The following is a 22,087-nucleotide window of genomic DNA, read 5'->3' as shown; positions in this document are numbered from 1 at the left end:
GTCAGTTGTTGGCTATGAACTGCTTGGCCAGCTGGTCGCCCAGGGAGACGGCGGCGCTGTGGCTCTCGATGGGGGAGACCTTCGAGTTCTTGAACAGGATGTAGGTCACCCCGGAGTCCGCGCCGCCGGTCTTCGGGTCCGGGTCGATGCCGAGCGCCTTGGCGGTGGCGTACGACGCCTCGCCGATGATCTTCGTGGGGCCGGTGTCGCCGACGACGGCGTACTCCACCTTGTTGCCGTAGATGACGGCGACCACCCCGCCGCCCTTGATCCCGTAGTCGGTGTACTTCCAGATGCTGCTGGTGCTGGGCACCACGACATAGGGCAGCGTCTCGGCCTTCAGGGGCTTGCCGTCGGACTGGTGGAAGGCGGTGTCGTCCTGGAACCAGGGGTCGCGGTCCTCGTTGCAGTCGGTGGTGCGCTGGCCGTCGCAGTCGATGTCCATGTCGGCCTTCCAGAACACCGCGCCGTTCTTGCCGCAGACGGGGACCGTGGCCGAGGTCTCGTCGTCGGTCTTGTACTTGCCGTTGGAGATCTGCGAACAGGACTTCACCTTGGCGAGCAGATCGGCCGCGCTGACCGAGCCCTCCTGGGCGGCCTTCGGCGCGGAGGCCGGCGCGGGGTTCGCGAGCGCGTGTGCGGGCACGAGGCCGGCGGCGAGCAGGGCGGCCCCGGAGGCCGCGGCGAGGGTCAGTGATCGAAGACGCACTGTGCGGGACCCTTCTGTTAGGAAACTTTCCTTACCGGGCGGCTCCACGGTGGCGTAGGCGCCATGTGCGCGTCAACCCTCGGATCGCGAACGCGCGCAACCTGGTGCGTATTGCGGTGGTTTGCGCCCGTGGTGAGACTGGAGTCACCGGAGGGATCGGCGTCATCCGCGCCCTGGGAGGCGAGGCGTCATGTTCGTACGCACGGTGTACGCGACCGGGGACCCGGCCCGGCTGGACTCGGCCCTGCGCGCCCTGAACAGCCAGGGCCACGATCTGCTGGAGGAGCGGCCCGGCTACCGGGGCGCGGGCGTCTTCGTCGACCGCGAACTGGGCAAACTGCTCACCGTCAGCTGGTGGGAGTCCGAGGAGGCACAGGTCAACAGCGACGAGGTGATGCGGGAACGCCGCCCCGCGCTGCTGGAGCCGTTCGCCGCGTCGGTGGCCGTCGAGCACTATCGCGTCGCGGTCTTCCACGCCCTGCCGCGGCCCGTGGTCGGCGGCGGACTGCGCGTCGCCCGGCTGGAGTTCGACCCCCGCGACGCGGACCTGCTGGCCGACACCTTCCACGCGACGGCGCTGCCGCGGCTGGAGACGGTACCGGGGCTGGCCCGCACGGCGCTGCTGCTGGACCGCGACCGGGGCCGGGGCATCGCGGGCACGGTCTTCACCGACCACCACACCCTGGCGTCCTCCCGCGCCGCCGCCTCCGCCGTCCGCCAGTCCGGCACGGCGAAGGCGCGGGCGAGGGTGGTGGCGCTGGAGGAATTCACCGTGGTGCATGCGGATGCGCATGCGCTGTGACCGCGGTCCGGGGGTGGCGCGCCGTCGTACGTCTGCCGGTCCGTCGTGGCCGCTCGCGCAGTTCCCCGCGCCCCTGAGGGGGCGCCCGGCCCAGCCGTGGTGCGGGGCGTCCCCCCTCAACGCCCCCGAACGTCAGCCAACGCCCCCGAACGTCAGCCCATGTCGAACGTGGCCGGATCCGGACCGATCCGCCGGTCTTCGTTCAGCGCGCCGATCGCCGCCAGATCCTCCTCGTCCAGACTGAAGTCGAACACCTCGATGTTCTCCTTGATCCGCGACGGCGTCACCGACTTCGGGATCACGATGGTGCCCTGCTGGACATGCCACCGCAGCACCACCTGCGCCGGAGTGCGGTTGTGCTTCTGCGCGATCGCCACGATCGCCGGCACCTCCAGCAGCCCCTTGCCCTGCCCGAGCGGCGACCACGCCTCCGTCCGGATGCCCTGCTCCGCGTGGTACTCCCGCGCCTCGTGCTGCTGAAGATGCGGATGCAGCTCGATCTGGTTCACCGCGGGGATGACGGACGTCTCCTCCGCGAGCCGCCGCAGATGCTCGGGAAGGAAGTTGGACACACCGATGGCACGGACCCGGCCGTCGGCGTACAGCTTCTCCAGCGCCTTGTACGTGTCGACGTACGTGTCCCGCGCCGGCAGCGGCCAGTGGATCAGGTACAGGTCGAGGTGGTCGAGCCCCAGCTTGCGCAGCGACGTGTCGAAGGCACGCAGTGTCGCGTCGTACCCCTGGTCGCTGTTCCAGAGCTTGGTGGTGACGAAGATTTCCTCGCGGGGCAGACCGGAGGCCGCGATGGCCCGGCCGGTGCCCTCTTCGTTGCCGTACGCCGCGGCTGTGTCGATGCTGCGGTACCCGGCCTCCAGCGCGGTGCCGACGGCCCGCTCGGCCTCGTCGTCCGGCACCTGCCACACGCCGAAGCCCACCTGGGGCATCTCCACGCCGTTGTTGAGGATGATCGGGGGGACCTTGCTGCTCACGAGCTCGTGATCCTTCGCTTGTCGACAACGTGGTTCTCCATCGTCAACGATCACCCACCGCGATACATTCCTGACGCGCCCGGAGACACCCGGATCCGCTTCGGCCGCTCAGGACTTGTACAGGGCCTCGACCTCGCGCTCGTACGCCTTCTCGATCGCCTTTCGTTTCAGCTTCAACGACGGTGTCAGCAGGCCCTGTTCCTCGGTGAACGGCTGCGCCAGTATCCGGAAGGTGCGGATCGACTCGGCCTGGGAGACCAGCGTGTTCGCGGCGACCACCGCGCGCCGCACCTCGGTCTCCAGATCCGGGTCCCGCACCAGCTGCGCGGGCGCCATCGCCGGTTTGCCGCGCATCTGGAGCCAGTGCTCGACGGCCTCCTGGTCGAGGGTGACCAGGGCCGCGATGTAGGGGCGGTCGTTGCCGACCACGATGCACTGGCTGACCAGCGGATGATCGCGGACCCGCTCCTCCAGCACGCCGGGCGAGACGCTCTTGCCGCCGGAGGTCACAAGGATCTCCTTCTTGCGGCCGATGATGGTCAGATAACCGTCCTCGTCGAGGGAGCCCAGGTCACCGGTGGCCAGCCAGCCGTCGTGCAGCGAGCCGTCGGTCGCCTTCGGGTTGTTCAGATAGCCCTGGAAGACATTGCCGCCGTAGAGCCAGACCTCGCCGTCGTCCGCGATGTGCACGGTCGTTCCGGGGATCGCCTGCCCGACGGTGCCGTACCGGGTGCGCTCGGGCGGGTTCGCGGTCGCCGCCGCCGTCGACTCGGTCAGGCCGTAGCCCTCGTAGATCTGCACGCCCGCGCCCGCGAAGAACAGCCCCAGGCGGCGGTCCATGCCCGAGCCGCCGGACATGGCGTTGCGGATCCGGCCGCCCATCGCCTCCCTGACTTTCGCGTACACCAGCTTGTCGAACAACTGGTGCTGCATCCGCAGCCCCGCCGACGGGCCGGGCCCGTCCCCCCATGCCTTCGCCTCGATCGCCTCCGCGTACCGCACGGCGACCTCGACCGCCTTCTCGAACGGCCCCGCCTTGCCCTCCTTCTCCGCCTTGCGCCGGGAGGCGTTGAACACCTTCTCGAAGATGTACGGCACCGCCAGGATGAACGTCGGTCTGAACGCCTGGAGGTCGGGCAGCAGCGCGGCGGCGTTCAGCTGCGGCTGGTGGCCGAGGCGCACCCGGCCCCGGATCGTCGCCACCTCCACCATGCGCCCGAAGACATGGGCGAGCGGCAGGAACAGCAGGGTGGACGCCTCGTCCCCGCGCTTGGAGTGGAACACCGGCTCCCAGCGGCCCGTCACGCTGTCCGCCTCGAACATGAAGTTCCCGTGCGAGAGCACACAGCCCTTGGGACGGCCCGTGGTGCCCGAGGTGTAGATGACGGTGGCCACCGAGTCCGGGGTGACCGCCTGCCGGTGCCGGTGCACCACCTCGTCGTCCAGGTGCGCGCCGGCGTCGTACAGCTCCTGCACGCAGCCCGCGTCCAGCTGCCACAGCCGGCGCAGCCGGGGGAGCCGGCCGATCACCGTGGCGATGGTCATCGCGTGGTCCTCGTGCTCCACGACCGCCGCGGTGACCTCGGCGTCGTACAGCATCCAGAAGCACTGCTCGGCCGAGGACGTGGGATAGACCGGCACCACCTGGGCGCCGATGGTCCACAGTGCGAAGTCGAAGAGTGTCCACTCGTAGCGGGTACGGGACATGATCGCGACCCGGTCGCCGAACCGGACCCCGCTCGCCAGCAGCCCCTTGGCCAGCGCGAGGACCTCGTCCCGGAACTCCGCGGAGGTCACATCGCGCCACTGCCCACTGGGGTCCTTGCGGCCGAGGGCGACGTGCTCCGGGTCCGTCTGGGCGTGCTCGAAGACGACATCGGCCAGACCACCCACCGGCGGTGCCGACGTGAGAGGCGGGTTGGTGAACTCGCGCAATCCTCGCTCCCCGATCCTCGCTGCCTGAACGCGCCGGTGATGTGTGGCACAGCGCCGTGAAAGCTACCTCACACCCTGACCGGAGGGGAGGGGGGCGGAAACCGAGCAAACCGTGCCTTCCGCCCGAGGGTTGTCCGGAAAATGCCCGCACATGGGGAAGGGACGGACACAATACTGACGGGTCAGTAAGTTTCGGCGCCGTAATCTCCACCGAATCTGTACGCACCGATTACCGCTCTGTACAGGCCTATTACGGCCATGACCACACCGGGCGCTGACGGCGCGGCCGCGCCCGGCGTGAACAGTGCCACACCGCCCTCAGCCCCCGTGCCGGCGCAGCCGCTCCCCGCCCGCCAGGACGGCCGCCGCGAGGGCGTCCGCCGCCTCCTGCGTGCCGGGCCGGCGGCGGCCGTGCACCAGCACGAAGTCGACCTTGCCGAGCTCCGGCAGCCCGGCGCGCTCCGGCAGCCGGAACAGGCCCGGTGGGATCAGCCGGCGCGAGTGCGCCATCACCCCGAGCCCCGCGCGGGCCGCGGCGATCAGCCCGTTGAGGCTGCCGCTGGTGCAGACGATCCGCCAGTCGCGCCCCTGCCGCTCCAGCGCCTCCAGCGCGCGCGCCCGCGTGATGCCGGGCGGCGGATACACGATCAGCGGAACCGGCCGGTCGGCGTCCAGGCGCAGCCGCTCGGCGCCGATCCACACCAGGTCGTCGCGCCACACCAGCGCCCCCCGCGGATCCTCCGGGCGCCGCTTGGCCAGCACCAGGTCGAGCTTGCCCGCGGCCAGCCGCTCGTGCAGGGTGCCGGACAACTCGACCGACAGCTCCAGATCGACCTCGGGGTGGTCGTAGCGGAAGCCCGCCAGGATCTCCGGCAGCCGGGTCAGCACGAAGTCCTCCGACGCGCCGAACCGCAGCCGCCCGCGCACCCGCGCCCCGGTGAAGAACGCCGTCGCCTGCTCGTGCACCTGGAGGATCCGGCGCGCGAAGCCCAGCATCGCCTCGCCGTCCTCGGTCAGCTCCACGGAGTGGGTGTCCCGCGCGAACAGCGGACGCCCCGCCGCGTCCTCCAGCCTGCGCACATGCTGGCTCACCGTGGACTGGCGCAGCCCGAGCCGCCGGGCCGCCTGGGTGAAGCTCAGCGTCTGGGCGACCGCGAGGAAGGTCCGCAACTGCGTCGGGTCGTACACGACCCCAGCGTACGCCGCTTATCGCAGATCGTGATGACAGTGAGAGTGGTGTACGGGTTTCCCGATCGAGGCGGGGCGGAGGATCATGAGAGCAGGCCCCGCGGGGCCCGACCGGAACGCCGTCACACCCCCTTGCCGTCGCACACCCATCGGAGCACCGTGACACGCCTGCGCTGGCCGAGCTGGATGCCGATCGACCCGTACATCGTGCTGCTCCTCGGCACGGTGGGTCTCGCCGCCCTGTTCCCGGCCCATGGCACCGGCGCCACCGTGGCCTCCGGCGCCTCGACCGCCGCGATCGCGTTCCTCTTCTTCCTCTACGGCGCCCGCCTCTCCACCCGTGAGGCACTCGACGGACTGCGCCACTGGCGGCTCCATGTCACCGTGCTCGCCTGCACCTTCCTCGTCTTCCCCGCGCTCGGTCTGGCCGCCCGCGCCACCGTGCCGGTGCTGCTGACCCAGCCGCTCTACCAGGGCCTCCTCTTCCTGACGCTGGTGCCGTCCACGATCCAGTCCTCCATCGCCTTCACCTCCATCGCCCGCGGAAACGTGCCCGCCGCCATCTGCGCGGGCTCCTTCTCCTCCCTGGTCGGCATCGTCCTCACCCCGCTGCTGGCGGCGGTACTGCTCGGCAACAGCGGTGGCGGGTTCTCCGCCGACTCACTCGTCAAGATCGTGCTCCAGCTGCTGGTGCCGTTCCTCGCCGGGCAGCTGCTGCGGCGCTGGATCGGCCCCTTCATCACCCGGCACAAGAAGGTCCTCGGGCTGGTCGATCGCGGCTCCATCCTCCTCGTCGTCTACACCGCGTTCAGCGAGGGCATGATCCAGGGCATCTGGCACCAGGTCAGCCCCGCCCGGCTCGGCGCGCTCCTCCTGGTCGAGGCCGCGGTGCTCGCCGTGATGCTGCTGGGAACCTGGTACGGCGGCCGGGCGCTGGGCTTCGGCCGGGAGGACCGGATCGCCATCCAGTTCGCCGGTTCCAAGAAGTCCCTCGCCTCGGGCCTGCCCATGGCGAGCGTCCTCTTCGGCGCCCACGCCTCCCTGGCCGTGCTCCCGCTGATGCTTTTCCACCAGATGCAGCTGATGGTGTGCGCGGTCATCGCCAAGCGCCGGGCCCACGATCCGGGCGTCGAGCACAGGGACGCCGGGACGGAGGACGGTGGCGCGGCCCGGCCCGAGGGCGGTGACGCGGCCGGGTTCGGGGACGGTGGCCACGCCGGGGCCGGGGACGGTGGCGCCACCGGGGGCGGGGAGAGCGGGGGCGCCGGTGGCTCAGCCGCTCGTCCAGTCCAGGGGCAGCCACAGCACCGTGCCCTTCGGTGACCGCAGCGCCTTCGGGTCCGCCAGCTCCTGGTCGGTCAGCGCCCGGTCCCAGACGTGCACCTCGTCGATCGCGCCGGTGAAGAAGGCCCTGCTGTCCATGCGCTGACCTATGTGCACACCGAAGGGCGAGTCACGGCTCACCGAACCCGGCACATCGGCCACCGAAGCCTTCGTGCCGTCGACGAACAGCGACAGCGCTCCGCCGCCCCGGCGCAGCACCGCGTGGTGCCACTGCCCGTCGTTGTACGCGGTGTCCGTGCGCACGGACACCGTCCGTGGTGCCGCCGCGCCGGCCCGGGCGGTGATCAGCCCCTGTATCCGGTGGTTCGCCGGCTCCCCGCGCAGCCACACCTGCGGTTCGCTGGTCCCGATCCCGCCCATCCACAGCAGCGGCTGCTCCCCGGTCACCGCCGTGTACCTGAACCACAGCGACGCCGTGAAGTCCTTCGCCCCCAGAGGAAGGCTCGCGCGGTACGGCAGCCGTACGGCGTCGTCCGTGCCGTCGAAGGCGAGCGCGCCCCCGAAGACGCCGTCCGTCTCCTGCGCGCCGCCGAGCACCGCGGCCGGGCGGGCATGCGGGGCCAGGTCCGGGGTGACCGGGTCGGGGCCCCGGCGCGGGGTGAGCCAGTCCTCGGTGAAGCGCGCGAAGCGGATCTCGTCCCGCGCGTCCACCGCCCCGCCCTCGTAGAGCAGGCCCACGGTGTCCCCGGTGATGCGCACCAGGTCGGAGTAGCCGGACCAGTCGGTGGTGACGACCGTGCCCCGGTCCACGCTGTCCCAGGTGCGGCCGCCGTCGTAGGAGGAGCGGATCATCATGGTGCGGCGCCGGTCGGGGTCGGCGGGGCAGGCCAGCAGGACGCGGTCGCCCAGGCGCAGTATCGACCCCTGCACCTGCGGGGTGTACAGGTCGGGCTGGGCGCGGAAGGGCGCGGTGAAGCTGTTCCCGCCGTCGCGGCTGGTGGTCTGGGTGCGCTGGCCGAGGTCGGTGCCGTCCGTCTCCCGGCCGCTGACCAGGATCGAGCCGTCCCTGAGTTCGGCGAGGGTCAGTTCGGACGGCTTCTGCCGGAAGATGCCGTCGTCCGCGATGGGCCAGGTGTCGGTGGCGCCGATCCGCCAGTGGCCGCCGTGGTCGTCGCTGACGATGAGCGCCGCGTGGTTGGCGGTGACCCGGCTGCCGTCCCAGGTCTCGGCGTTGACCCCGAACACCAGCCGGCCCGCGTACCGCCCCCTGGTCAGCTGTATGCCGTGCACCGGTCCGGTCGCGTACCAGGAGTTCCAGTCGGCGGGCAGGATCTCGGGGCTCAGATCGCGTGGCGCGGACCAGGTCAGGCCGTCGTCGTCGCTGTACTGGAGATGCGGGGTGCGGTCGCAGGGGACCGAGCAACTGGCGCTGTCCGTACGCCCCGTGTTGTACGTCTCGGCGAGCCAGACGCGGCCGGTCGCCCGGTCCACGATGGGCGCCGGATTGCCGTGGGTGTCGCCCGCGCCCTCGTTGACGACCCGCAGCGGGCTCCAGGTGCGGCCGTCGTCGGTGGAGCGTTTGACCACGATGTCGATGTCGGCGGCGTCCCCGCAGTTCAGCACCCGGCCCTCGGCGAAGGCCAGCAGTGTGCCGTCCTTCGTCCTGACGACGGCCGGGATACGGAAGCAGGCGTACCCCGGATCCTGGGACGCCCGGAACAGCACCTGCTGCTCGAACTCGGGATCCACGGTGACCTGTTGGGCGTGCTGGGGCGGTTGGGCCGGCGGAGTCGTGCGGGCGTGCGCCGGTTGGGCGGGCAGCAGGGGCGCGAGGAGGGCGGTCGTCATGACGGCGGCCGTGGCGAGTGCGGATCTGAGTCGGGCGCGAAGACATGACGGTCGTCTCGACGGCACGGGCGGCCTGCCTCTCGTCGGCCGGACATCTGGACGTCCGGACATCCCATGTCCACGGTGCGTCTCATCGAAGGTAGTTGGGCCATTGGTGTCATAGAAGAAGTGTGCCGGGACCCACCGCCGGAAGCGATGGAGCCCGCCACCGGAACCAGCCGGGGGTTTACCGGAGCAAGCGTGCGGGGGCTCATGGGCGCAGCACGACCTTGCCCAGGTTGGACCGCGTCTCGATGACCTCGTGTGCCCGCGCCGCGTCCTCCAGTGCGAACTCCGCGTGCACCACGGGCCGTACGCTCCCCTCGGCGAACAGCCGCCACAGCTCCCGGCGCCACCGCTCGTACAGCTCGGGCCGGCCGCGGGCGATCAGTGCCATCTGGAAGCCGATCACCGACTTGGCGCCCACGAGCAGGTCGTACGCCCGGACGGTGCCGCCGCCCGAGCTGTAGGCGACCAGCCGGCCGTGCGGGGCGAGGGCGGCGAGGGCGGGGGTGAGGAGATCGCCGCCGACCGCGTCCAGGACGCAGTCCACCGGGTCTCCCCAGCTGTCGTCGGTGTACCGGACGCAGTCGTCCGCGCCGAGGGAGTGCACGAACTCCGTCTTCGCGGGGTCGGACACGGCGCCCACCACCCGCCCCGCGCCCCGCGCCCGCGCCAACTGCACCGCCAGGTGTCCGACGCCGCTCGCCGTCGCCGTCACCAGCACCGACTCGCCCGGTTCCGGCCGCGCCGCCGACAGGGCGCCCAGTGCCACCAGTCCGCTGCGCACCAGTGCGACCGCCTCCACCTCGGTGGCACCCTCGGGCACGGGTGAGGCCATGGCCTCGTCCAGCACCGCGTAATCGGCGTACCCGTGCCCGAAGCACAGGCCGGTCACCCGGTCGCCGGTCCGGAACCGGGTCGCCCCCGCGCCGACCGCCACCACCTCGCCCGCCGGTTCGCCGCCCAGCGGTATCGGCTCGGCGGCCTCGCGGACCTTGCGGACGACCGGCAGCGTGACGCCGATCGCGGCGCAGCGCACCAGCAGCTGTCCGGGCCCCGGCTCGGGGATGCCGGCCTTCTCCGTGAACAGGGGGCCACCGGGGGAGTCGTACCGGACACGGCGCATCGGGGTCTCTTTGGCCGGCCGGGCCGGCGTGATCGGGCGCGGGGACGGAGGAGTCCGAACCCAGCGCAATCATTGGGAGCCCCAACGATATGCCGAAAGTCATGGGGAAGTCCAACGTTTTTTTGGATAGACTGGCGTCATGGCCGCCGAACCTCCCCTGACCGCGATCCGCGCGCTGCCCAGTTGGCTCCTCGGCAGGGCCGCCGCGCGGGGTCGCGCCCTCGTCGCCGACGCCCTCGCCGCGGAGGGCCTGAAGATGTGGCATCACGTGGTGCTCTCCGCCGTCCGCGACCTCGCCCCCGTGGCCCAGGCCGATCTCGCGCGGGGGATCGCGCTCGATCCCAAGGACCTCGTCGGCATCCTGAACGACCTCCAGAGCGCCGGCCTGATCGTCCGCGCACCGGATCCCGGCGACCGCCGCAAGAACGCCGTGTCCCTCACCGAGGAGGGCGGCCTGCTCCTGGAACGCTGCGAGCGGGCCGCCCGTACGGCCAACGAGGAACTGCTGGCACCGCTCTCGGCAGGCGAACGCGAGCTGTTCCTGCTGCTGTTGACGAGGATTTCCGGCGTGGCGGAAGGATGACGGAGGTGGGGGCGGGTCCGTTTCTCAGGTCAGTGTGCCGCCGCCGTCCACGACCACCACCGAGCCGGTGCTGTAACCCCCGCGCATCAGATACAGGTACGCCTCCGCCACCTCCGCGGGTTCGCCCACCCGTCCCACCGGCAGCGATCCGGCCGCCGCGGTGTACAGCCCCTCGCGCTCCGCCTCCGGCAACTCCCGCCACAGACCGGTGCGTACGACACCGGGCGCGACCACGTTGACCCGCAGCGGCGCCAACTCCACGGCCAGCGCCCGCGTCAGCGACTCCATCGCCCCGCACAGCGCCGACACCACGCTCGATCCCGGCAGCGGCCGCGTCCCCGCCGTACCCGTGGTCAGTACGACCGACCCGCCCGCCCGGATCGACCCGGCGCCGTACTTCACCGCCGTGTACGCACCCCACAGCCTGGTGTCCAGGAACCGCCGGGCCCGCGCCAGTTCGGTCTCCGCCACACTCTCCAGCAGCAGCGTCTCACCCGCCGTGTACACCAGGTGGTCGAAGGCGCCGAGCCGCTCGAAGAACCCGCGCACCGCCGCCTCGTCGGCCGTGTCCAGCACCTCCCCGCGCGCGCCCTCCGGCAACCGCTTCACCGCCGCGTCCACGCTCTCCTGCCGCCGGGAGGCGACCACCACCTCGGCGCCCTCCCGCGCCGCGCCCTCGGCCACCGCCAACCCGATGCCCGATGTACCGCCGAGCACCACCACACGCTGTCCCCGCAGACTCATGGAACTACCTCTTCCTGTCTTCTCGCTTCGCGCTCCGTCTTCCGGACGTCTCCAAGACTGCGGTTCGGGGGGCGGGTTCGTCCAAGACCTCTTCCGGCCGTGGCGATACCCTGAAGGCATCGCCACGCGTTCGAGTAAGGGGGCGGCCATCGACCTGGATCTGCGCAAGGTCCGCTATTTCGTGGCGGTCGCCGAACTGCTCCACTTCGGCCGCGCCGCCGAACGGCTGCACATCGCCCAGCCCGTGCTGAGCCGTCAGATCCGCGCGCTGGAGAAGGACTTGCGTGCCGAACTGCTCGTACGCGACAGCCACGGCGTGCGGTTGACCGACGCCGGACGTCAACTTCTAGAGGACGGCCGACAGTTGCTGAACTCGGCCGACGGGACGCGGCGCCGGGTGCTGCGTGCCGCGCGCGGGCCCCGGCGGCTCGTCGTCGGCTTCCGCGCCGGCGTCGTCGTCGCCCCCGCGCTGCGCGCCTTCGCCGCGGCGCACCCGGATGTGCAGGGCAACGCCCGCCGCGTCGAGTGGGACGACCAGGAGCGGCTGCTCCTCGACGGGACGGTCGACGTCGCGTACGTACGACGGCCGGTGCGCGAGGCGGGCCTTGAGCTGAGGCCGCTGTACCGAGAGCCCCGCGTGGCGATGCTCCGGGAGGACCATCGGCTCGCCGGCAAACAGGAGTTGAGCCTCGCCGACCTCGACGGCGAGAGGTGGCTGCGCTACTCCGACACCCGGCCGGGGGACCTGCCGATCCGTACGATCGAGGAGAAGTTCGAGTGCATCGCGGCGGGCACCGCCATCACCCTCGTACCGCGCTCGGTCGCCGAGCAGTACTCACGCCCCGACATCAGCTACGTGCCCGTCACCGACGCCGAGCCCGACGAGGTGCTGCTGGCGTGGCCACAGGGGCGCGGCTCCGCGCTGGTGGCGTCCTTCGTGGAGATCGCGGCGGGGGTGCGGGGGGAGGGCGGGGGAATCCCTTAGGAGCAACTGGGGCCCCTTAGGGGAAGCCGGAGTCCGCGTCGGGGAGCGGGCTTTCCCTTAAGGGGGCCGGAGTCTGTAAGGGGGCAGTCGGCGGTCAGTGCTTGGTGGTTTCCGGTTGTTTCTCCAGGGCGATCCGGTCGTCGCCCGCGTACACGTTCATCGAGCTGCCGCGCAGGAATCCGACGAGCGTCAGGCCGGTCTCCGTCGCCAGGTCCACCGCCAGGGACGATGGCGCGGACACCGCGGCCAGTACGGGGATGCCGGCCATCACGGCTTTTTGCGCGAGCTCGAACGAGGCGCGGCCGGAGACCAGCAGTACCGTCCTGGACAGGGGCAGCCCGCCGTCCTGGAGGGCCCGGCCCACCAGCTTGTCGACCGCGTTGTGCCGGCCGACATCCTCCTTGATGTCGAGCAGTTCCCCGTCCTCGGTGAACAGGGCCGCCGCGTGCAGACCCCCCGTGCGGTCGAAGACCCGCTGGGCCTCCCGCAACCGGTCGGGCAGCTCGGCCAGCAGCTCGGGCGTGACGCGGAGCCGGGGACTGTCGGCGATCGGCCAGCGGGTGGTCGTACGTACGGCGTCCAGGCTGGCCTTGCCGCACAGTCCGCAGGAGGACGAGGTGTAGACGTTCCGCTCCAGGGTGAAATCGGGGAGCGGGACGCCCGGAGCGGTCCGGGCGTCGACCACGTTGTAGGTGTTCGAACCGTCCGCGGTCGCCCCCGCGCAGTAGACGATGTTCTGGAGGTCGGACGCGGTGGCCAGCACGCCCTCGCTCACCAGGAATCCCGCCGCGAGCGCGAAGTCGTCGCCCGGAGTGCGCATGGTGATCGCCAGCGGTTTGCCGTTCAGCCGGATCTCCAGGGGTTCCTCGGCGACGAGCGTGTCCGGCCGGGTGGAGACCGCGCCGTCCCGGATGCGGAGGACCTTGCGTCGGTCCGTGACTCGTCCCATGTGCTGATCAGCCCCGGTTCTGTCCGTGCGGGTGGCCGTGGCGGCCCTGGTGCGGAGATCTCATTGTCCTGCTTACGCATTGTCCTGCACATGGAGGACGGTGCCGCGCCCGCTCCGCGCGGAGCCCGGCGGCTGAGGGGAGCCGACAATTCGCCTGCCCGTTTCCTGTGGCTTCACGTGCCGTCGTACTGGCGAGTCACTGGCCAGACTGTGGATCCCGTTCACCACCCACGGCAACAAGGGGACCTCCGTCATGCACGGCTCTCGCATCGCCGCCCTCGGTCACTACCAGCCCGCGCGGGTGCTCACCAACGAGGACCTGGCCGGCATGGTCGACACCAGCGACGAGTGGATCCGCACGCGGGTCGGCATCCGCACCCGGCACATCGCCGGCCCCGACGAGCCCGTGGACGAACTGGCCGCGCACGCCGCCGCCAAGGCCCTCGCCGCCGCGGGGCTCGCTCCCGCCGACATCGACCTCGTCCTCGTGGCCACCTCCACCGCGATCGACCGGTCCCCGAACACCGCCGCCCGCGTCGCGGCCCGGATCGGCGTCCCCGGACCCGCCGCGATGGACGTCAACGTGGTGTGCGCCGGCTTCACCCACGCCCTGGCCACCGCCGATCACACGATCCGCGCCGGCGCGGCCACCCGCGCCCTGGTCATCGGCGCCGACAAGATGACCGACATCACCGACTGGACCGACCGCAGCACGTGCGTCCTCGTCGGCGACGGCGCGGGCGCCGCGGTGGTGGAGGCGTGCGCGCCGGGGCAGGAGCCGGGGATCGGGGCCGTGCTGTGGGGGTCGGTGCCGGAGATGGGGCACGCGGTGCGGATCGAGGGCACGCCGCCGCGGTTCGCGCAGGAGGGCCAGAGCGTCTACCGCTGGGCCACCACCCGGCTGCCCGCCATCGCCCGCCAGACCTGCGAGCGCGCCGGTATCGCCCCCGAGGATCTCGCCGGTGTCGTCCTCCACCAGGCCAACCTGCGCATCATCGAGCCCCTCGCGGAGAAGCTCGGCGCCGTCAACGCGGTGATCGCCCGCGATGTGACGGAATCCGGCAACACCTCCGCCGCGAGCATCCCCCTCGCCCTCTCCAAACTCGTCGAGCGGGGCGCCCTGACCACCGGGGCCCCGGTCCTCCTCTTCGGCTTCGGCGGGAACCTGTCGTACGCCGGTCAGGTCGTCCACTGCCCGTAGCGCACCCGCTCGCTCTGCGCGCACGGCTTCTCGCACCGCGTACACGGTCCGCCTACGTGCCCGCCCCAGCGAAATACGCAGGTGAAACGCACTCCGAAACCTTGGTATTGTTGTCCATGTCGCCGCGGGGGAAGCCCTCCGCAAGGCGGCAGACACCTGGTCCGGGTGGCGGAATGGCAGACGCGCTAGCTTGAGGTGCTAGTGCCCTTTATCGGGCGTGGGGGTTCAAGTCCCCCCTCGGACACCAGCAGAGACCCCAGTTGATCTGGGGTTTTTCTGTTTCTCGGGCTGTGGCGTGACCGACCGCGTGACCAACGCGCCGGTTCGCCGTTCCGGCGGGCGTCCCGGTGTGCCGTCCCGGTTCACCTCTTCCGGCGCGCGCGGTCAGCCGATGTGCAGGTGGTCGAGGTAGGCCCAGCGTCGTCACGAGAACGGGGCCGTGCGACTCTCCCGCCGTCAGCCGGCGCGACCTGCGCAACGGTGCTCGTCGGGTCAGGCCCAGAGCCTGGTGTTCCTGCTGGTCACCGCGGCCTGTGTGAGCCTGTCCGCGGTCTTCTCCAGCCTGTGGGGCATCGAGGTGGCCTTCCTCGCCGCCGGTCTGTTCTAGGCCGGTGTGATGGTGACGCGCAGTCTCAGCCTTCGCGAACGCCTGCCGAAGCACGCTGTGCAGGGAGTGGGTTACACCATCACCGCCTCCACCTCCGCCTCCGCCTCCGCGGCCGTTCTCTCCGGCTCGCCCCGGTCGTCGCCATCCTCGGCGGCGTGGCCATCACCGTGCTTTTGACGCTCGTCAGCGCGGCGGCCGAGCTGCGGCACCGCGGCCCCGGCGCGGCCGGCGCCGGGGCGTCCGGGAACGGTCCGGACAGCCGCCCGCGTACCGTGCCGGGCCAGGTCCGCAGGCCGTACAGGGACGCCCCGAAGGCACTGGTCAGGGAGAAGGCGGCGAGCAGGACACCGGGCCAGTCGACCGTCAGCCCCCGGTATTCGAGGAGCGGCGTGAGGGCCAGCTCGGCCGTGGCGAGCATGGATATCGCCGCCGCGCTGGTGAGATAGATCGGCCAGACGGAGGCGAGGAGCCTGCCCCGCTCCCTGCCCCAGCCCCCGGCCGTCCCGGCCGCGCCCTCCGGCTCCGCGGCCCGGTGGGCGGGCACTACGAGCAGCAGAGCCGCCGCGGCTGCGAAGCCCACGGCGCCGAGCACCATCGGCGCACCCGGCCGGATGTTCACCGCGAGCAGCACGACGAGGGCGGGCGCGCCGCCCCAGGTGACCTGGGTCAGCACGGTCTCGGCACTCAGCGCCCGCGGCTCGTCGGCCTTGTCGACCAGGGCGATCAGCATGGTGCGCATGCCGCCCGGACTGGCGGCCGGGGCCGCGCCCGCGAGGATCACCAGGGTGGCCGTACGGGTCACCGAGGTGCTGGGGAAGGCGGCGAGATCAGCGAAGGCGAGGGCTCCGACGGCCATCCCGGCGGCCAGGCGCCGGTTCAGCCGCCGCGGGCGCAGCCAGGCGCCGAGCGCCAGCGACCCCAGCACTTCACCGAGCACATAGGCACCGGCGAGGGTGGCGCCGATTGCGGGGCGGCTTCCGCGGCGGCGAACTCGCCGGCGCAGCGCCAGGGAACGGCGCCCCCGCTGCGGCGAGGGCCACGGGCGGCCGTCAGTCGCCGGCGCGCCCGTGCATTTCTCCCTGTCGCGAAGCGGCGGGCGCACGCTCGCCGGATTCGCTTCCGCCGCGGTCGGGGTGGACATCGAACGGGTGTCGCGGTTCAGCCCACGTCCAGCAGAGCGTCCCCCTGCGCTGCCCAGCCCTTGAGAACCGTTGCCGCCTCCGGGTCGGCGGGCAGCAGCTTGACCTTGTTCTCGACGTCACGGGCGCCAGACAACGTGATCCTCCCAGCCTCTCAGTTCGGTCACCGCCCGGATGCCGTCCTCATTCCGCCTCAACCCGGCAGTACTTGACGGGCCGGTCCGCCAGCTTTACCAGCAGACCCTCGCCCGCGAGGTCCCGGAGGATCCGGCGGGTGTGCTTGTCCTGCGGGTCGTGCCCGGCGTCGCGCACTGTACGCAGGCCGCGTTCGGTGTCCCAGTGGCCGCCGGACCTACGCACCGCCGTCTCCAGGTCGGCGCGCTGGGTGGACGTGGGATCGGTCATCGTGCTGCTCCTCAGGACTGGTCGGCCGCGGTCGTGTGGGTCCGCTTCGTGTGATTGTCGATGCTCGCGGGTGCGCCCGCGTAGTCGCATGCCGCACATTTCCGCCATACGCCTTCGGACACGGCGCGCGCACTCACCGAATGCCCCGCGCCGTATCCATGTCGGTGCAGCAACTGGGCGACGGAGGAGCCGTATTCGACAGCAAGCAGGGTCGGCTCCGCCACCTTGTCGTGGCCTGGACTGAGGCTTTGCCGTGTTTGGCGGTAGGACAGGACCCCTGTCACTGGTGTCCATCGGTGATCGGCAAGGGCTCGGTCCGCGCGGAGCGGTGCTCGTGCCCGGTTGCCCGGTTGGCTCAGCGGCGTTCGATGAGGTTGTTGAAGTAGGGGATCGCGGCGGCGGAGGCGGCGATTCCCGTGAGGACGGCGTAGGGCAGAGGGGCTGCGGCAAGACGGGACAGTACGGCGGCGCCGATGCCGGTCAGGATGGCCAGGAGCAGGATCAAGGCGGTGCGCAGAGTGATCAAAGAAGGGTCCACGGTGTCATCCTCCGGTCGGTGTGGTGCGGCCCCGGAGCGGTCGTGGACCGCACTTCCGGGGGATGGACAGGATGGCGTGACCGTGGGGGCGTTGGGCAGCGGGAACGGGTGTGTTTCCGCAGGTGGGAACACTTTTGCGGGGGCGAGGCGTCACGGACAGGCCGTCCGGTTCAGTGCACGGAGCGGGAGCATGACGAGAGCGGTGGTGCCGCCGGAGTCCGAGGGGCGCAGCTGGACGCGGATGCCGTGACGCTGTGCAAGCTGACCGACGACATACAGGCCCATGCGCCGGGAGACGGCGACGTCGATGGCGGGTGGCGCGGCGAGGCGCTCGTTGATGAGCGTGAGGTCCTCGGGAGGCAGGCCGATCCCCGTGTCATGGAATTCCATGAGGACGCGGCCGTCGGGCAGCATGTGCGCGGCGATCTGCACCTTGGTCTGTGGGGAGGAGAAGGAGGTGGCGTTCTCCAGCAGTTCGGCAAGCAGGTGGACAAGGTCGTTGATGACGGCGCTCGTCACATCAGCCGCCGGGATGTGGGCGAGCTCGATCCGCTCGTATTGCTCCACCTCGGAGGCGGCCGCGCGCACCACGTCCACCAGAGGGACCGGGCGGCTCCAGTGGCGATGCGGGTCCTCGCCGCCCAGTACCAGCAGGTTCTCACCGTTGCGGCGCATTCTGGTGGTCAGATGGTCCAGCCGGAACAGGGCCGCCAGTTGGTCCGGGTCGGCTTCTCGTGCCTCCAGCTGGGCGATCAAGGAAAGTTGCTGCCGCACCAGCGCCAGTGTGCGCCGGGAAAGGCCGGTGAACATCGCGTTGATGTTGCCGCGCAGCAGAGCCTGATCGGAGGCCAGGCGCACGGCTTCCTGCTGCACCTCGTCGAACGCGCGGGCCACTTGATTGATCTCGGCACGGTCATGGACGCCCAGCGAGGCAACGGACGTGTCGACGTCGAGCGGGTCGGACCCGGACAGCTGGGCGACGATCTCGGGCAGGCGTCGGCGGGCGACGTCCTGGGCGACCTCCCGCAGATGTTCCAGCGCCGCCGCGTCCTGTGCGGCAGTCAGGCGCAGCGCATCGACCAGGCGGTAGGCGCGGGCCAGTTCATCCTGGAGGTTCTCCGGAGCACCCTGGAGGAAGGCCCGCCGAAGATGCTCCTCCTGCTCCGCCCGTTCCTGCCGGGCCCGCTCGACGTCGGTCTCGATCCGCGCCAGTTCCTCTTCCAGTTCGCGGCAGAGCTCCCAGGCGGCGTCGCGCTCCGACTCGGCACGGTGGACTGCCGCCTCAAGGCGCTCGATCTCCGACTTGAGCTGCCCGCACTGCGCTCGCCACGCCTCTTCTTGCTCCTGTTGCAGGGCCATCTGCTCACCATGCCGGACGCTCTCCCGGCTGCGTGCGTGCTGGACCTGCCGCAGACGCAACTCCAGCTCGCGTAGCTGGCGTTTCTGGTCGGAAACACCGCGCCGCAGTTCCGTGATCGTCAGCTCGGCCTGCTCCTTCTCCAGTACGGCCACTTCCAGTCGGTCACTGGCCAACTGGGCTCGGTAGCGCTGCGGGTCCTGCGTCAGAAGGGCGTCGCGGTGCAGGCGGTAGATGTGTTTCTGCACCTCAAGGGTCACCTCTGGACCGCAGGTACGGCACGCGGACTTCAACAGAGCGTCGAGGAACGCCTTGTCGGGGATGCGCACACCGGACAGGTAACGCGAAACAGAGGGTGCGCTGACATGGTGATACACCGAGAACTGCCGCAATGACTTGCCGGCCGTCCGGAACAGACCGCGCAGAGCGACCACGAACTCCCGTAGTTCAGGCGGTAATCCCTCGGGGAGCGGCTTGAGTCCGGGGACTTCCCCGCTGTCCTCGAACCCCCACGTTCGTAACGCGTTGCCTGTGTCCACCGGGGTATTTTCCTCCTTCGACGGGGCCTGTGCCGCCTGTTCTACGGGCGAGTCGAAGCCGTTGACGACGAACCTGCACCTGTACTCCGACCGGAGTAAACGGTGCGGCGGTCAGTATCTGCGGGTGAGGACGCGCAGGGTCTTGGGCAGGGGTGGGTTCGTGGAGCCGTGGAGGATTGCGGTGCCGCGTGTGAGTACGGCTTCTGCCGTGAGGAGTTCGAGCTGCACCAACGCACCCGCGAGGCGCCGGCCGTCGGGGGAGGCCAGGGCAGGGAGGGTGCTCGCGGCCGACAACGCGGCTTGAGCCATGGCGATCTGATTGGCGATCAGGTCTGACAGGGGTGCGCCGCCGGTGCCGGCCCTCAGGTCGTCCATGGTGACCCCGAAACGAGCCATCGCCTCGGCCGGGATGCCCACGTGGCCCTCCCGGAGGTCCTCGGCGAGGTCGTTGACGAAGTCGAGCCGCTGACTGCCCTCGATGAAGGTGCGGCAGGCGGCGCGGTACGGCAGGTCGTCGCCCTCCGGCGCGAGCAGTCCCGCGACGAGCATGAAGGCGGGGTACGAGTAGGCGTCCACGTATGCCTGGTAGTCGGCCTCGGTGGCGAAGCCCGTGAAGCGCAGTTCGGCGGTGGCGGTCGCCAGGTAGGTCTCCACGAGGGGGCCCAGCCGTGGGTGGGCGGACGCGGTGTGGACGAGCGTGCGCAGGAGCGGGCTGTCGCTCGTACCCGTGCGCAGGGCGTCGCGCACCTGGCGTTCCCAGGAGGCCCATGCCGCCTCGCGCTGTGGCAGGGGGCCGGTGTCCAGGAGGTTGTCGCCGTGGTCCATCAGGGCGGTCGCCGCCACCACGTGCGGCAGCAGCGGGCGGGGCAGCAGCAGCCTGGCCGCGAGATATGCCGTGCGCCGGAAGCGTCGTACCGATGCCCGCTGTCGGTCGTAGTCCGCGCGCAGCCCCGGCTCCCGGACACCGGCGGCCATCAGGCTTTTCGTCCACCCTCGCATGGGTTGATCGTAGGGGGAGGGCGGGGCGCTCTCGAACCGCCCTCTGTCCGCCGCCCTCGTCCGAGGTCCGCCCGGCCGTCCGATGCCTACTCGGCCGACCGCTGTCCGCCGGGCCGTCCGATGCCTACCTGGTCGTCCGCTGTCCGCCCGGCCGTCCGCTGTCCGCTGGCGCCGGCCTCGGCCCGCCCGTCGTCTACTGGCCCGCCGCCGCGGCCCTCCGGTCGGTGCGCAACTCCGTGGCCAGCTGGGCGACCGCAGCGTAGAGCGGGTCCGTCTGGTCGACGCCCCAGCGGTGCAGATAGACGAGGAGCTGGGTGACCACGGTGTCGTACTCCACGAGGGCCGAGCTGTTCGGGGCGCTCAACTTGTCGATGTCCAGCAGGCGTTGGTAGGTGGCGGGATCGAGCTTGTTCTTGAAGAACGCCGCGTAGCGGCCGACGCCCTTGGAGGCGTCGGTGGCGTACTTCAGCTTGGACTGGAAGAGGTTCCTCTGGGCGGCGGTGAGCGTCCGGTCGTGCCTCAGGAGTCCCTCCAGGGCGTCGATCCGGGCCTTGCGCCGCGCGGCCAGCGCCGTGATCTCGGCGTCGGGAAGGTCTTGCCGCAACAGCAGCAGGATCTCGGTGTTGGCGTAGCTCTCGCCGGCGTCCACATGCGTGAGTTCATGGGCGAGAGAGCCGAGCCGCTCCGTGGCGCCCTCGGGCTGCGCCATCATGTGCCTGAGGGTGTACTTCTCGGCAACTTCCGGCTCGGACAGCTTCGTTCCCGGCATGCCGGTCGTGAAGTTGACGATGTCACGGTGCGCCAGCAGGTCGCCGAGGGTGTCGCGGGTGACCTGGGGAGCACCGGGGTCCGCCTGGATTTCGGCCAGCAGCTGGAGATCGTCGCCGACGAGGGTGGTCTTCTCCGCGTCCGTCAGCGCGTTGACGGCCTGCAGCACGGAGTTCTGGAGATGGACGTTGGCCAGGGACAGATCGCTGTCGGGATCGAGATGCGCGGTCCGGACCCGCTGGAGGACGGCCTCCTGCGCGGCGAGGAACCCGCGCGCCCGCGCCAGCGGGCTCGCCGCCGCCTCGGCGTTCGCGAGCTGCCGGAAGATCGCGGCTTCCGGCCGGCATTCGGCGAGCAGCGCCTGTACGACGTCCCGGTGCCGCCCCGACTTCGACTGGGCGAGGTAGCCCTCGGCGGCCTGGACGAGGTTTTCCAACCGGTCGGCCCTGGCGGCGTAGTTCTGCGGGCGTGCCGCGCTCGTATGGCACTCGGCGAGGGCCCGCTCGACCTGGTCGATGGACTGGCCGCGCTTCTGGAAGGCGCTGACGGTGGTGTGCCCCTGGAACTCCTCGACCGACATCAGCCGGGCGACGGTCAGGGCGGCGCCGGTGACCGCGCCGGCGTGCGCCGCCCCGGCCGGCGCCTGGACCGGCCCCTCGGCCATCGCTTCAGCCGCCGTTTCGGCCTCCGTCCCGGCCCCCGCTTGGCGCGCCGTGCCGCCCGTCACCCGCCGCGCGACCCGCTCCGCCTCCCGCTCGAACCGGTCTGAGGGATCGCTGACGGCCAGCCCGCCCCCGGTGTCCGTCCCCGCGACCGGCCCGCGCCGCTGCTGCACGACATGCGTCAGCTCATGGGCGAGTACCGTGCGGCCCGCGTCGGACGACGGGTCGTAGCGGCCCCGCCGGAAGACGATGTGGGAGCCGGAGGTGTACGCCTCGGCGGAGACGGAGGCCGCGGACTCGTGTGCCGCCCCGTCGGTGTGCACGCGTACGTCGGAGAAGTCCGCGCCCAGCCTGGTCTCCATGTCGGTGCGCACCGCGTCGTCCAGTGGCCGGCCGGGGGAGCGCAGCACCCCGCGCACCGAGGCGGACTGCCGTTCGGCCGCCTTGGACCGCTCCGTGCCGGCGCGGCCCAGCATCTCGCTGACCGCAGCGTTGCCGATCAGCCGTTGCAGGGCGGCCACCGCGTCCGGCCGCAGCGTATCCGGCTGCCCGGAGGCCGTCACGTCCGGTCGGAGCGCATCCCGCTGCCCGGAGCGCCGGCTGTCCGCCGCCCGCGCCGCGGCGGGCCGGGGCCCCGCGCCCGCCGCCGTGGGATCCTCGTGTCGCTTCCTGTGTCCGTGCACGATTC

At 71.2% G+C, this 22,087-nt stretch carries 18 protein-coding genes, 1 tRNA gene and 1 pseudogene; 6 read left to right on the top strand and 14 right to left on the bottom strand.

The genetic code is table 11. The annotated features are described in order from the left end of the window. Position 1: 1 nt before the first annotated feature. Positions 2–709 (bottom strand): glycoside hydrolase family 75 protein, encoded by a 708-nt coding sequence (locus AC069R_RS03470; RefSeq protein ID WP_478764108.1) that lies wholly within the window; start codon positions 707–709, stop codon positions 2–4. A 190-nt stretch (positions 710–899) separates the two neighbouring features. Here AC069R_RS03470 and AC069R_RS03465 point away from each other — a divergent pair, with 190 nt between their 5' ends. Then, positions 900–1,511 carry a hypothetical protein gene (locus AC069R_RS03465; RefSeq protein WP_478764106.1) on the top strand — a complete coding sequence of 204 codons (612 nt, stop codon included), beginning with the start codon at positions 900–902 and terminating at the stop codon, positions 1,509–1,511. Positions 1,512–1,663: 152 nt separating this feature from the next. On the opposite strand, the gene AC069R_RS03460 is transcribed toward AC069R_RS03465, so the two are convergent. The 3 genes from AC069R_RS03460 to AC069R_RS03450 form a co-directional block, all read right to left on the bottom strand. Beyond that, a complete protein-coding gene (locus AC069R_RS03460; protein WP_478764105.1) occupies positions 1,664–2,500 on the bottom strand; it encodes an aldo/keto reductase in 837 nt (278 codons plus the stop codon). Positions 2,501–2,608: 108 nt separating this feature from the next. After that, positions 2,609–4,435, bottom strand: coding sequence for an AMP-dependent synthetase/ligase (locus AC069R_RS03455; RefSeq protein ID WP_478764103.1), 1,827 nt, complete (start codon positions 4,433–4,435; stop codon positions 2,609–2,611). 318 nt (positions 4,436–4,753) lie between these two features. Then, positions 4,754–5,623: a LysR substrate-binding domain-containing protein gene (locus AC069R_RS03450; RefSeq protein ID WP_478764101.1), complete on the bottom strand. Its 870-nt coding sequence runs from the start codon at positions 5,621–5,623 to the stop codon at positions 4,754–4,756. Between the two features lie 186 nt (positions 5,624–5,809). On the opposite strand from AC069R_RS03450, the gene AC069R_RS03445 reads away from it, so the two are divergent. Then, positions 5,810–6,946: a bile acid:sodium symporter family protein gene (locus AC069R_RS03445; protein WP_478764234.1), complete on the top strand. Its 1,137-nt coding sequence runs from the start codon at positions 5,810–5,812 to the stop codon at positions 6,944–6,946. On the opposite strand, the gene AC069R_RS03440 is transcribed toward AC069R_RS03445, so the two are convergent. Both AC069R_RS03440 and AC069R_RS03435 read right to left on the bottom strand, forming a co-directional pair. Continuing rightward, positions 6,896–8,755 carry an exo-alpha-sialidase gene (locus tag AC069R_RS03440; protein ID WP_478764099.1) on the bottom strand — a complete coding sequence of 620 codons (1,860 nt, stop codon included), beginning with the start codon at positions 8,753–8,755 and terminating at the stop codon, positions 6,896–6,898. The genes AC069R_RS03445 and AC069R_RS03440 overlap by 51 nt on opposite strands. Positions 8,756–9,005: 250 nt before the next feature. Beyond that, entirely contained in the window at positions 9,006–9,923 is a 918-nt protein-coding gene (locus AC069R_RS03435) for a quinone oxidoreductase family protein (RefSeq protein ID WP_478764097.1), read from the bottom strand. A gap of 139 nt (positions 9,924–10,062) precedes the next feature. Here AC069R_RS03435 and AC069R_RS03430 point away from each other — a divergent pair, with 139 nt between their 5' ends. Further along, complete coding sequence (locus tag AC069R_RS03430; protein ID WP_478764095.1) at positions 10,063–10,506, top strand: MarR family winged helix-turn-helix transcriptional regulator; 444 nt, start codon at positions 10,063–10,065, stop codon at positions 10,504–10,506. A 24-nt stretch (positions 10,507–10,530) separates the two neighbouring features. On the opposite strand, the gene AC069R_RS03425 is transcribed toward AC069R_RS03430, so the two are convergent. Then, positions 10,531–11,250 (bottom strand): SDR family oxidoreductase, encoded by a 720-nt coding sequence (locus AC069R_RS03425; protein WP_478764094.1) that lies wholly within the window; start codon positions 11,248–11,250, stop codon positions 10,531–10,533. Between the two features lie 148 nt (positions 11,251–11,398). Here AC069R_RS03425 and AC069R_RS03420 point away from each other — a divergent pair, with 148 nt between their 5' ends. Further along, complete coding sequence (locus AC069R_RS03420; RefSeq protein ID WP_478764232.1) at positions 11,399–12,235, top strand: LysR family transcriptional regulator; 837 nt, start codon at positions 11,399–11,401, stop codon at positions 12,233–12,235. Positions 12,236–12,329: 94 nt separating this feature from the next. On the opposite strand, the gene fdhD is transcribed toward AC069R_RS03420, so the two are convergent. Then, entirely contained in the window at positions 12,330–13,184 is an 855-nt protein-coding gene (gene fdhD / locus AC069R_RS03415; protein WP_478764093.1) for a formate dehydrogenase accessory sulfurtransferase FdhD, read from the bottom strand. 253 nt (positions 13,185–13,437) lie between these two features. Here fdhD and AC069R_RS03410 point away from each other — a divergent pair, with 253 nt between their 5' ends. Then, positions 13,438–14,385 carry a beta-ketoacyl-ACP synthase III gene (locus AC069R_RS03410; protein WP_478764091.1) on the top strand — a complete coding sequence of 316 codons (948 nt, stop codon included), beginning with the start codon at positions 13,438–13,440 and terminating at the stop codon, positions 14,383–14,385. A 159-nt stretch (positions 14,386–14,544) separates the two neighbouring features. Beyond that, positions 14,545–14,632: transfer RNA gene (locus AC069R_RS03405), tRNA-Leu, on the top strand. A gap of 439 nt (positions 14,633–15,071) precedes the next feature. Here AC069R_RS03405 and AC069R_RS03400 read toward each other — a convergent pair. The 6 genes and pseudogenes from AC069R_RS03400 to AC069R_RS03375 all read right to left on the bottom strand — a co-directional run bounded on the left by AC069R_RS03400 (position 15,072) and on the right by AC069R_RS03375 (position 22,082). After that, positions 15,072–15,929, bottom strand: coding sequence for a hypothetical protein (locus AC069R_RS03400; RefSeq protein ID WP_478764089.1), 858 nt, complete (start codon positions 15,927–15,929; stop codon positions 15,072–15,074). A gap of 385 nt (positions 15,930–16,314) precedes the next feature. Beyond that, on the bottom strand, positions 16,315–16,536 hold the full coding sequence (locus AC069R_RS03395; protein ID WP_478764087.1) for a hypothetical protein: 222 nt from the start codon (positions 16,534–16,536) through the stop codon (positions 16,315–16,317). A gap of 355 nt (positions 16,537–16,891) precedes the next feature. Further along, on the bottom strand, positions 16,892–17,074 hold the full coding sequence (locus tag AC069R_RS03390) for a hypothetical protein (RefSeq protein WP_478764085.1): 183 nt from the start codon (positions 17,072–17,074) through the stop codon (positions 16,892–16,894). Between the two features lie 180 nt (positions 17,075–17,254). Continuing rightward, positions 17,255–18,097: pseudogene (locus AC069R_RS03385) on the bottom strand (sensor histidine kinase); the annotation flags it as partial. A gap of 984 nt (positions 18,098–19,081) precedes the next feature. Next, positions 19,082–19,969 (bottom strand): squalene/phytoene synthase family protein, encoded by an 888-nt coding sequence (locus AC069R_RS03380; RefSeq protein WP_478764084.1) that lies wholly within the window; start codon positions 19,967–19,969, stop codon positions 19,082–19,084. Between the two features lie 193 nt (positions 19,970–20,162). After that, complete coding sequence (locus tag AC069R_RS03375; RefSeq protein ID WP_478764082.1) at positions 20,163–22,082, bottom strand: eCIS core domain-containing protein; 1,920 nt, start codon at positions 22,080–22,082, stop codon at positions 20,163–20,165. Positions 22,083–22,087: the final 5 nt, after the last annotated feature.

The sequence above is a fragment of the Streptomyces sp. NPDC043952 genome, assembly GCF_056435325.1.
This window is presented reverse-complemented; position numbering and strand designations above follow the sequence as displayed.